The organism is Microbacterium sp., from assembly GCF_043427715.1.
Taxonomy (GTDB): Bacteria; Actinomycetota; Actinomycetes; order Actinomycetales; family Microbacteriaceae; genus Microbacterium.
On record NZ_JBHWTD010000067.1, the window covers coordinates 1 to 8689 of the forward strand.

The 8689-nt window shown below is 71.2% G+C and carries 8 protein-coding genes, 1 tRNA gene and 1 pseudogene; 6 read left to right on the plus strand and 4 right to left on the minus strand.

Going from position 1 to position 8689, the window contains the following annotated elements; all coding sequences use genetic code 11:
- A pseudogene (locus tag ACHFGS_RS07050) lies at positions 1 to 323 on the plus strand (hypothetical protein); the annotation flags it as partial.
- A gap of 76 nt (positions 324 to 399) precedes the next feature.
- Here ACHFGS_RS07050 and ACHFGS_RS07055 read toward each other — a convergent pair.
- Entirely contained in the window at positions 400 to 534 is a 135-nt protein-coding gene (locus tag ACHFGS_RS07055) for a hypothetical protein (protein WP_394289303.1), read from the minus strand.
- A 105-nt stretch (positions 535 to 639) separates the two neighbouring features.
- Here ACHFGS_RS07055 and ACHFGS_RS07060 point away from each other — a divergent pair, with 105 nt between their 5' ends.
- The 3 genes from ACHFGS_RS07060 to ACHFGS_RS07070 all read left to right on the plus strand — a co-directional run bounded on the left by ACHFGS_RS07060 (position 640) and on the right by ACHFGS_RS07070 (position 2126).
- A complete protein-coding gene (locus ACHFGS_RS07060; protein WP_394278778.1) occupies positions 640 to 1284 on the plus strand; it encodes an asparagine synthase in 645 nt (214 codons plus the stop codon).
- A gap of 66 nt (positions 1285 to 1350) precedes the next feature.
- A tRNA-Arg gene (locus tag ACHFGS_RS07065) sits at positions 1351 to 1423 on the plus strand.
- Between the two features lie 115 nt (positions 1424 to 1538).
- Positions 1539 to 2126: a 1-acyl-sn-glycerol-3-phosphate acyltransferase gene (locus ACHFGS_RS07070; RefSeq protein ID WP_394278777.1), complete on the plus strand. Its 588-nt coding sequence runs from the start codon at positions 1539 to 1541 to the stop codon at positions 2124 to 2126.
- Positions 2127 to 2258: 132 nt separating this feature from the next.
- Here the strand turns inward: ACHFGS_RS07070 and ACHFGS_RS07075 are convergent, their stop codons facing one another.
- The gene (locus tag ACHFGS_RS07075) at positions 2259 to 3686 is read right to left on the minus strand and encodes a DUF3459 domain-containing protein (RefSeq protein ID WP_394278776.1); all 1428 of its coding nucleotides are present in this window, start codon (positions 3684 to 3686) and stop codon (positions 2259 to 2261) included.
- Positions 3687 to 3710: 24 nt separating this feature from the next.
- Positions 3711 to 5768 (minus strand): prolyl oligopeptidase family protein, encoded by a 2058-nt coding sequence (locus tag ACHFGS_RS07080; RefSeq protein ID WP_394278775.1) that lies wholly within the window; start codon positions 5766 to 5768, stop codon positions 3711 to 3713.
- A gap of 138 nt (positions 5769 to 5906) precedes the next feature.
- On the opposite strand from ACHFGS_RS07080, the gene ACHFGS_RS07085 reads away from it, so the two are divergent.
- Positions 5907 to 6359: an Hsp20/alpha crystallin family protein gene (locus tag ACHFGS_RS07085; protein WP_394278774.1), complete on the plus strand. Its 453-nt coding sequence runs from the start codon at positions 5907 to 5909 to the stop codon at positions 6357 to 6359.
- A gap of 95 nt (positions 6360 to 6454) precedes the next feature.
- On the opposite strand, the gene ACHFGS_RS07090 is transcribed toward ACHFGS_RS07085, so the two are convergent.
- Positions 6455 to 6883, minus strand: coding sequence for a MarR family winged helix-turn-helix transcriptional regulator (locus ACHFGS_RS07090; protein WP_394278773.1), 429 nt, complete (start codon positions 6881 to 6883; stop codon positions 6455 to 6457).
- Positions 6884 to 6921: 38 nt separating this feature from the next.
- Between ACHFGS_RS07090 and ACHFGS_RS07095 the strand changes: the two genes are divergently transcribed.
- A partial coding sequence (locus tag ACHFGS_RS07095) for a DUF2207 domain-containing protein (RefSeq protein ID WP_394289304.1) occupies positions 6922 to 8689 on the plus strand: 1768 nt, incomplete at its 3' end.

Sequence of the window (8689 nt, forward strand, 5' to 3'; positions counted from 1 at the left end):
CCTGTGCCGAGGTCGTCGCCGCGCGCCGCGGCTGGACGCTGCGGCTGTCGGGCGACGGCATCGACGTGACCCTGCCGGTCGGCCGCGGCCGGTGGCTGGCGGGGGAGTGGCCGGCGCCCGCGGACGGTCTGGACGCTGTGCCGTTCCGCAGCGCGGGCGGCACCGGAACCGACGGCTCGTGGCACGCGGAGCTGCGGATGATCCAGACACCGCACACGCTGCGGGTCGACATCGATCCAGGCGGCGAGGCCCGCCTCGCTTGGCGATACCCGCCGCTTCGGGGCGACGGGCCGGCCGGGCACGCCCTGCCGACCCGTCCCTGACCTGCGATGGAAGGCCCCCGGAGATCCCTCTCCGGGGGCCTTCCGGCATCCCTCCCGTTGTCAGGTGGGTGAGCAGTCAGGGGCGACCGGGCGCGCCGCCGCCCATGCCACCGCCCATGCCACCGGGCCCGCCCTCGCTGGTCTGCTCTCCGGCCACGGCGGTGGCGAGGGCCTCGGCGCCCGCCGTGCCCCCCTCCGCAAGGTTTCCCACTCCAGACGGCACTTCTTTGCATCACGTCTGCGCAGCCTCGGGTGCGCTTACGAGAGTCGTCGGTCCAGCGCGGTGCCCGCGTAAGATCGAGGTGAGGGGTGAGAAGTGACGGAGAATCAGCGGGTCAAGACCCGAGATGTCGTCGCCGAGGGGCTCTACATCGCGTCCGCGGCGACACGTTTGGCGTTGAAGAATCGCATCCTCGTGCACATCCTCGTCGACGGTGATGACTTCGACTCCGAGGCGTTCGTCCCCGACGCGCGCGAGACGCTCCTCAATTTGGCCGCCGAGGCCGACGCGGATGCCGCGCGCACCGAGCGTGAGCGCAAGGCTGCGCGCACCCGGTACACCGACTCCGGCGGCACCCACGACTATCGCCGCCGCGACGTGCGCAACCTGCGGCGTCGCGAGAAGCAGTCGCAGCACGTCGCGCGGGAGCTCCGTGCCCGCGCCGACGACACCGACGAGCTCCGCAAGCTCGTGGCCGACGCACGCGAGGCGGCGTGGTCGGAGGTCGCGAAGAACATCGACCGGTCGCTGCGGATCACTGCCGCGCGCCCCGATCTCGACGCCGACTACGACCGTATGCGCGGTGCGCGCATGCAGGCGCTGCGGCTGGTGGATCTGCCCAAGCTCCGCGCCCACCGTCGGAGCGTTGCGAAGCAGCAGGCGCTGCGGGCAGAGGGGGTGGAACCGCCGCCGATCGAGACGGCCGTGCCTGGGTCTATCGACCCCGGCGAGCTCGAATAGTCGTCCCGATTTCAGGTCCTGGCTCTCGTAGGCTATTCTGGTCCTTGGCCCTGAAACACGGGCCGGGCGCCCGTAGCTCAATGGATAGAGCATCTGACTACGGATCAGAAGGTTAGGGGTTCGAGTCCCTTCGGGCGCACACTGTGTTGAGACAGTACTCACGAAGGCCCGGGGATTACCGCGGGCCTTCGTGGTTTCCAGGTCAATGCGCCGCAGTGTCACCGTGGCCGTCTCGGGCGCGTTACGGTTACCGGATGCTTCGCTTCATCGCCCGGGTCTACTGGTCGTTCAGCAGATGGACGCTCATGACCGAGCCCGCGCCGACCCGGCCCAGCGTGGTCCTGGGTGCGCCTCACACCTCGAACTGGGATTTCGTGCTCATGCTGGGGATCGCATGGCGCCTGCAGATGCGGTTCCGCTGGCTGGGCAAGGAGAGCCTCTTCCGCGGTTGGCGAGGCCCGCTCATGCGGGCGATCGGCGGCATCCCGGTCGACAGAGCGAACCCCGCGGGGGTGGTCGACGACCTCGTCCGCCGTATCCGCGGCGGTGAGGTCTTCGGCCTCGTCGTGACGCCGGAGGGAACCCGCGGCGGCGTCGGGCACTGGAAGTCGGGCTTCTACCGCATCGCGCGCGAGGCCGGCCTCCCCGTCACGCTCGGGTACGTGGATCGCACGACCATGACCACCGGGTTGGGACCGACGCTCACGCTCACCGGAGACGTCGGCGCGGACATGGACGCCATCCGCGCCTTCTACTCCGACAAGGCGGGACTGCGACCCGCGCTGCGCGTGGAGCCGCGCCTGCGCGAGGAGGGCGACCCCCGCCCGGCGGCTTCCGCCTAGCCGAATCAGCTGCGGATCTCTGCGAACAAGATGACGCCGCGGGCGTCCGCGTCGCAGAAGCGACCGAACGAGCCGAAGTAGGAAGAGGCGCGCAGCCGGCTATGCGGCGTGCAACGTCGTCGAGGACTGACCTCAGCCGCGCGGGCTCACGCGCAGCCAGCGGATGCCGCAGGGTTCGAGCTCCACGCCGCGGGAGAGATCGAGGGGGACGCCGGAGATGAGGTCTTCGGCGTCCTCGTCGAACCCCGACAGCGTGACCGCGTCGACGGTCACGGCATCCGTGCCCACGTTCGCCAGCACGAGGACCGTCGATTCGGGCCCCGGCCGCTGGAAGGCCACGACGGCGGACGGTGTCACGTCGAACCCGATCAGCCGGGAGCCGTCGAACTCCGGTGTCGTGCGGCGGACCGCGATGAGCTTCGTGATGGCCGCGAACAGGCGGCCGGCGGGCGTGGTGGCATCCGTCCGCTGGCGGTAGCGATCGCGCGGCTTCTGGCCCCGATGCAGCCAGCGCGCGTCGTCTCGGCGTTCGGGGTCGTCGCGGTGGCTCGGATCGTTCAGCTGCCCGACTTCGTCGCCGAGCCACAGCATCGGGATGCCGGGGACGCTCAGTGCGAGCGCGTGCGCGAGGACGATGCGAGCTTCGGCGAGGTCATCCTCGTCACCGAGTCCAGCGAGCGACGCGGTGGTGCCGGCGACGCCGCTGTCGACCGCCTCGCCACGGGATCCTCGCGTGTAGTGCGCGGTGAGGTCCGCGGCATCTGTCGCCCATCGGACAGCGTCGGCGTCGCGCACCGCGGCGATGCCGTTCGATCCGCTGCGCCACCTCAGCGCCCGGCGCAGCGGGGCGGCGTCGCCGGTGGCGAGCGACTCCCACAGCGGCGCCGATCCCGGCGACGGCGCGATCACGGCGACGCCGGGAGCCGCGATCGCGAGCGCGGCGCGGAGGACGGCCGCAGTGTCGGGGTCGCCGATGAGGAAGACCTCGACACCATGGTCGGCGAGGAAGAGGGCGTCGGTGACGAAGGAGACGAGGTCGCCGGCCTGGGAGATCTCGAGTGCGAGTGAGATGCCCGCGAGGCGCAGGTCGGCGGCCAGGTCGCTCAAGCGGGCGAGTGACCCGAGCCCCGGGTCGATGCGGCGGAGATCGGGCGTGCCGTCCTCCCGCTCCGCGAACGGAGACTGCACGTGCAGCAGCGTGACACCGAGGTCGCGGAGGTAGGGGATCTCGTCGCGGAGCCCCGCCAGGTTGCCCGCGAAGCGATCGGCGTAACACGACGCTCCGAGCGTGATCCGCGAACGCAGCCGGTCGGGGTCGGCCGCGCGCTGCTCGCCGTGCACCCGCAGATCGAGCGTGCGGGCACGCCACGCGTCGACCGCGGCGGCCGTGAGGGCGGCGAGCTGGGCGCCACCGTCGGGCGCGTCGCCGAGAGCGGCGGAGGCGGCCGCGTGGAGCGAGGGGAAGTGGGCGTCGAGACGCTCCTCGAGCACGTCGTCGAGGCGGTCGAGCCGCGCGGACGCGGCTTCCCGCTCCGCGGCGACGGTGCCGATGGGGCTCATGGCGTGGTTCCTCCGCTGACCACCCTACGCAGGGCGGCTCGCGACCGTCGCATCGAGGAACGCGTGGATCGTTGCGTGCAGCGCGGCGGTCGCCGCCGCATCGATCGTTCCGGCGTGGCCGCCTTCGACGGGCTCGAGGTAGTGCACCGTGGCATCCGTCTCGGCCATCATGCGCGCGGCCATCTTGCGTGCCTGCACGGGGCCGACGCGGTCGTCGCTCGCCGCCGCGTAGATGAGGGAGGCCGGGTACCGACGCCCCGGCTCGATGAGGTGGTATGGCGAGAACGTCTTCACGAACTCCCAGTCGGCGGGGTCGTCGGGGTCGCCGTACTCGGCGATCCAGCTGGCGCCGGCGGAGAGACGGGTGTAGCGGCGCATGTCGAGGAGGGGGACGCCGCAGACGATGGCTCCGAAGTCGTCGGGATAGGTCGTGAGCATGTTGCCGACCAGTAGCCCGCCGTTGCTGCGGCCGTGGCACGCGACCCGGTCGGGCGTGGTGACGCCGCGCGTGACGAGATCGCGGGAGACGGCCACGAAGTCCTCGTAGGCTCGGTGCCGCTTCTCGCGCAGGGCCGCCAGGTGCCACTCGGGCCCGAACTCGCCGCCGCCGCGGATGTTCGCGACGACGAAGACACGCCCCTTCTCGAGCCACGCCGGTCCGACGATCGCCGGGTACTCGGGGGTGAGCGCGTGCTCGAAGCCGCCGTACCCGCTCATCAGCACGGGGAGCGGGCCGCTGCGTTCGCGCGGCCCGACCTCGAAGTAGGGCACCCGGGTGCCATCGGCCGAGGCGGCCCAGTGCTGCTGCACCGCGAGGCCTGTGGTGTCGAACGCGACCCGACTGCGCGCGACGACGCGGGTCGCCGGGGCTTCGGCATCGCTCACCAGCAGGGTCGGCGGGGTGAGGAACCCGCGGGCGACGATCCAGACCTCGTCGTCCTCGTCGGCGTCGAGGGTGCTCACCGAGGCCGTGAACAGGTCGTCGTTGCCGAGGTCGAGCGGCAGGTCGATGCGCTCGAGCGTCGCCGGGTCGACCGACACGAGCCGGCTGCGGACGCGGTCGAGGATGGTGAGGACGAGTCGCGTGCGCGTCCACGCCCAGGTCTCGAGGATCGCGGTGTCGGTGGGGGAGAAGGCGACGCGCAGCGCGCTGCCGTCGCCGGCCGTGAGGGTTTTGAGCGGGCCGACCAACAGCGTCCCGGCGGGGTGGAGGATGCCGGCGACCTCCCAGGGCGTCGTGGTGCGGACGGCGACGAGCTCGCCGTGCACGTCGACGACCGCATCCTGCGGAACGGCGATGAGGTGACTCTCGCCGTCCCGCCACGCCCACGTCTCGGAGGAGAAGAAGTCGTGCGCGACGACGACGAGGGCCGTCGTGGCCTCGCCCGTGCGGTCGACATGGACGAAGACGCCGACGTCGGATGCCGCGCCCTCCGCGATCGGCGGGGTGTCGCCGAGATCGGTGCCGCGGCGCCACACCCGTGCGCTGATGGGGTAGCCCGAGTCGGTCACGCCGCCGCCGTGGAGAGCGGTCGCCACCAAGAGCGTGTCGCGGTCGATCCAGGACACGCGGTGCTTGTGCGCGGCCAGGGTGAAGGCGTCGTCATCGATGAAGCGGCCCGCGTCGAGGTCGAACTCGCGGACGACGGCCGCATCGCCGCCGTCGGGACTCAGCCGCACGAGCGCCCGGGCGGAGCCGCCCGGGCCGTGGGTGGCCCCCGCGAACGACCACGGCACGCCCTCTTCGCGTCCGAGCGCGTCGATGTCGAGGAGCGTCTCCCACTGCGGATATCCGGCCGCGAAAGCGGCACGGTCGGTGCGCCGCCACAGTCCGCGGGGGTGGTCGGCGTCTCGCCACAGGTCGTACAACAGGTCGCCGTGGCGGCTCGGCACCACGAGGCGGTCGGGGTCGTCGAGGATCGCCTTCAGTCGCTGCTCGAGAGCGGTCCGCTCCGGGCCCGCGAGGGCCTCCTCGGTGGCGGCGGTCTGCTGAGCCGCCCAGTCCAGCGCGGCGGGCGAGGAGATCTCCTCGAGCCAGAGGTGGGGATCGGCGGGCTCGGGGGCGATCTCGCGGGCGCTCATCCCGTCAGCCTAAGCGGGAGAAGTGGGGTCGTTCGCCGTCGGAGAACCGTTGGCACTCGACGGCGGAGAGTGCTAATCTGGACCTACTTGAGTCACACAGGCTCAACTTTCAGACCACACCGACCAAAGGAGAGAATCATGGCCACGTACGACCCGTTCCGTGAGATCGACCGCCTCGCGTCGACCCTCTTCGACCCGCGCCGCGGACCCCGCCGCATGCCGATGGACCTCTACCGTGACGGCGACCACTACGTCCTCACGGCCGACCTGCCCGGCATCGATCCGGGCTCGGTCGACATCGACGTCGATGGTCAGCTGCTCACGATCCGCGCCGAGCGCACGCTCGCATCCGGCGAGGGCGTGAAGTGGATCACCCGCGAGCGGGAGGCGGCCAGCTTCCTGCGTCAGTTGAACCTCGGTCAGGGCATCGACACCGACGGCATCACCGCGAACTACAGCAACGGTGTGCTGAGCGTCACGATCCCCGTGAGCGAGAAGGCCAAGCCCCGCAAGATCGAGGTCGTCGCCGACGGCTCGCCCGCGACGATCACCGCGTCGGAAAGCGACCAGCCGCAGCCGATCGACCAGTGATACCGTCGCCGGCCGACTGATAGGCCGGCGCGTGAAAACCGCCCCGCATCCCGTCTCGGATGCGGGGCGGTTCGCGTTCGTGCGGCCCGAGAGCGTCAGGCGCCGCGGAGCTTGGTGGTGATCTCCTTGAGCTGCTGCAGTTCGTCGTCGGTCAGCGTCGACATGCGGTCGGCGATCGTGCGCCCGTGGACGGTGGCGATGCGACGGAACGCGGCGACACCGGCATCCGTCGCCGTGACGATCGAGCCGCGGCCGTCGGTCGGATCAGGGCGCTTGGTGAGCAGGCCCCGCGTGACCATCCGGTCGACCAGGCGGGACACGCTCGGCTGGCTGATGAGCATGTTCGCAGTGACATCGCGCAGACGCGCGGCACGGTTCTCGCCGCGCGTGACGGTCAGGAGCACGTCGTACTCGGCCTGAACGAGCTCTTCGCCCTCGAAGTCGCGCTCGAACGACGCCATCAGCTCGTGCTGGGCCCGGAACAGACTCTCCCACGCGGCGATGGCGAGGCGGCGGTCTGTCATGGCGTCCACTGTATCGCCGCTCCTAGGGTGGGAGCGTGATGACTTCCCGCCGCACGCTCGCCGTCGTGGCGGCATCCCTTCTCGCGTTCGTGTTCTCGGTGCTGGGCGTGTCGTCGGCGGTGGCGGCCGACGTCGACGACTTCACCTTCGAGAGCCTCGACGTGCGGTACACCCTGGAACGGGATGCCGATGGCGTGAGCCGCATGCGCGTGGTCGAGGAGTTCGTGGCGCTCTTCCCCGACACCGACCAGAACCAGGGCATGCGTCGCATCGTGCCCGACTCGTACCAGGGCCTGCCGTTGCGTCCCTCCTTCGAATCGGTGGTCGACGCCGACGGCGAGGAATGGGATGTCGAGACCGAGGACGTCGACGACGGCGTGGAGGTCGTGGCGCGCGGCGACGGCTATCTGCACGGCGCGCAGACGTTCGTGTTCACCTACACGCTCGACAACGTCGTCAGTGACTTCCGCGACACCGGTCTCGAGCTGTACTGGGACGTCAACGGCCCCGACTGGGCGCAATCGTTCGGCCGGGTGAGCGCGACCGTCGACCTCGGCCCGGAATTGGCGGATGCCGTCGGCGCGACGGCCTGCTACGCGGGGCCGCACGGGTCGACCGACGCGTGCGACGCGATCGCGGTCGAGCCCGCGGGCGACGGCGCGCAGGTGACGGTCGCCCAGAACGACGTCGCCCCGGGGGAGACGCTGACTTTCGCCGTCGGGTTCGAGGACGGCACCTTCGTGCCGCTCGACACGTCGTTCGGCGGCTCCGCCTGGAGTGGGGTGCAGGTCGGCGGGATCATCGCCTTGCTACTGGTGCTCGGCTGGGCGATCGCGGTCCGGCGCGGGCCGCTGCGCAACAGCCCGGGGCGGCCGACCGTGATCGCCGAGTACACGCCGCCGGCCGGCATCGACGCCCTCGAATCGGCCGTGTTCCTGTCCAAGACGAACGCGGCGATCCCGGCGGAGGTGCTGGAGCAGGCCGTCGTCGGGTCGATCCGGATCACCGAGGGCGAGAAGCCCCGGTTCGGGGACGCGAAACTCGTCGCCGAGCTCATCGACCCGTCGCGCGCCGACGGCGACGGGCTGATGCTGCTGCGCAGCCTGTTCCCGTCGGGGGTGCCCGGGGAAACGTACGAGTTCGGCAGCCAGGACACCCGGCTCTCGTCGACGGCGCAGAAGATCCTCGCCGAGGCGGGGAAGGCCCTCAAGTCGCGCGGGCTGTATCGCAAGGTGCCGTTGTGGACGCGCCTCGCGCCCGCGCTCGCGGCGCTGGTGAGCGTCGTCGTCGTCATCGTCGCGGGGATCGCGATGATCGATGCGGCGGTCCACGCGATGTGGCCCGTTCTGCTGCTCATCGCCGGCATCTTCCTCACGGTCGCGGTGTTCATCCTCGTCGCCCACACCCCGCTGTCGCCCGCGGGGGCGGAGGTGCGCGACCATCTGGCCGGGCTCCGCGAGTTCATCGAGTGGGCCGAAGCCGACCGCATCCGCATGCTGCAGTCGCCCGCGGGTGCGGAGCGGCGGCCCGTCGATGTCAACGACCCGCGTCAGATGCTCCACCTCTACGAGACCCTGCTGCCCTACGCGGTCGTGTTCGGGCAGGAGAAGGCGTGGTCGGAGCGACTGGCGGTGCTCTACGAGTCGAACGGGATCTCGGCGCCGGCCTGGTACGCCGGAGCAGGCGCGTTCAACGCGGCATCCTTCTCTGCGGGGATCGGCTCACTGTCGGCCGCAGCGACCTCCTCGTCGTCGACGGGCGGTTCCACCGGCGGCGGCTCCGCGGGAGGCGGCGGTGGGGGAGTTC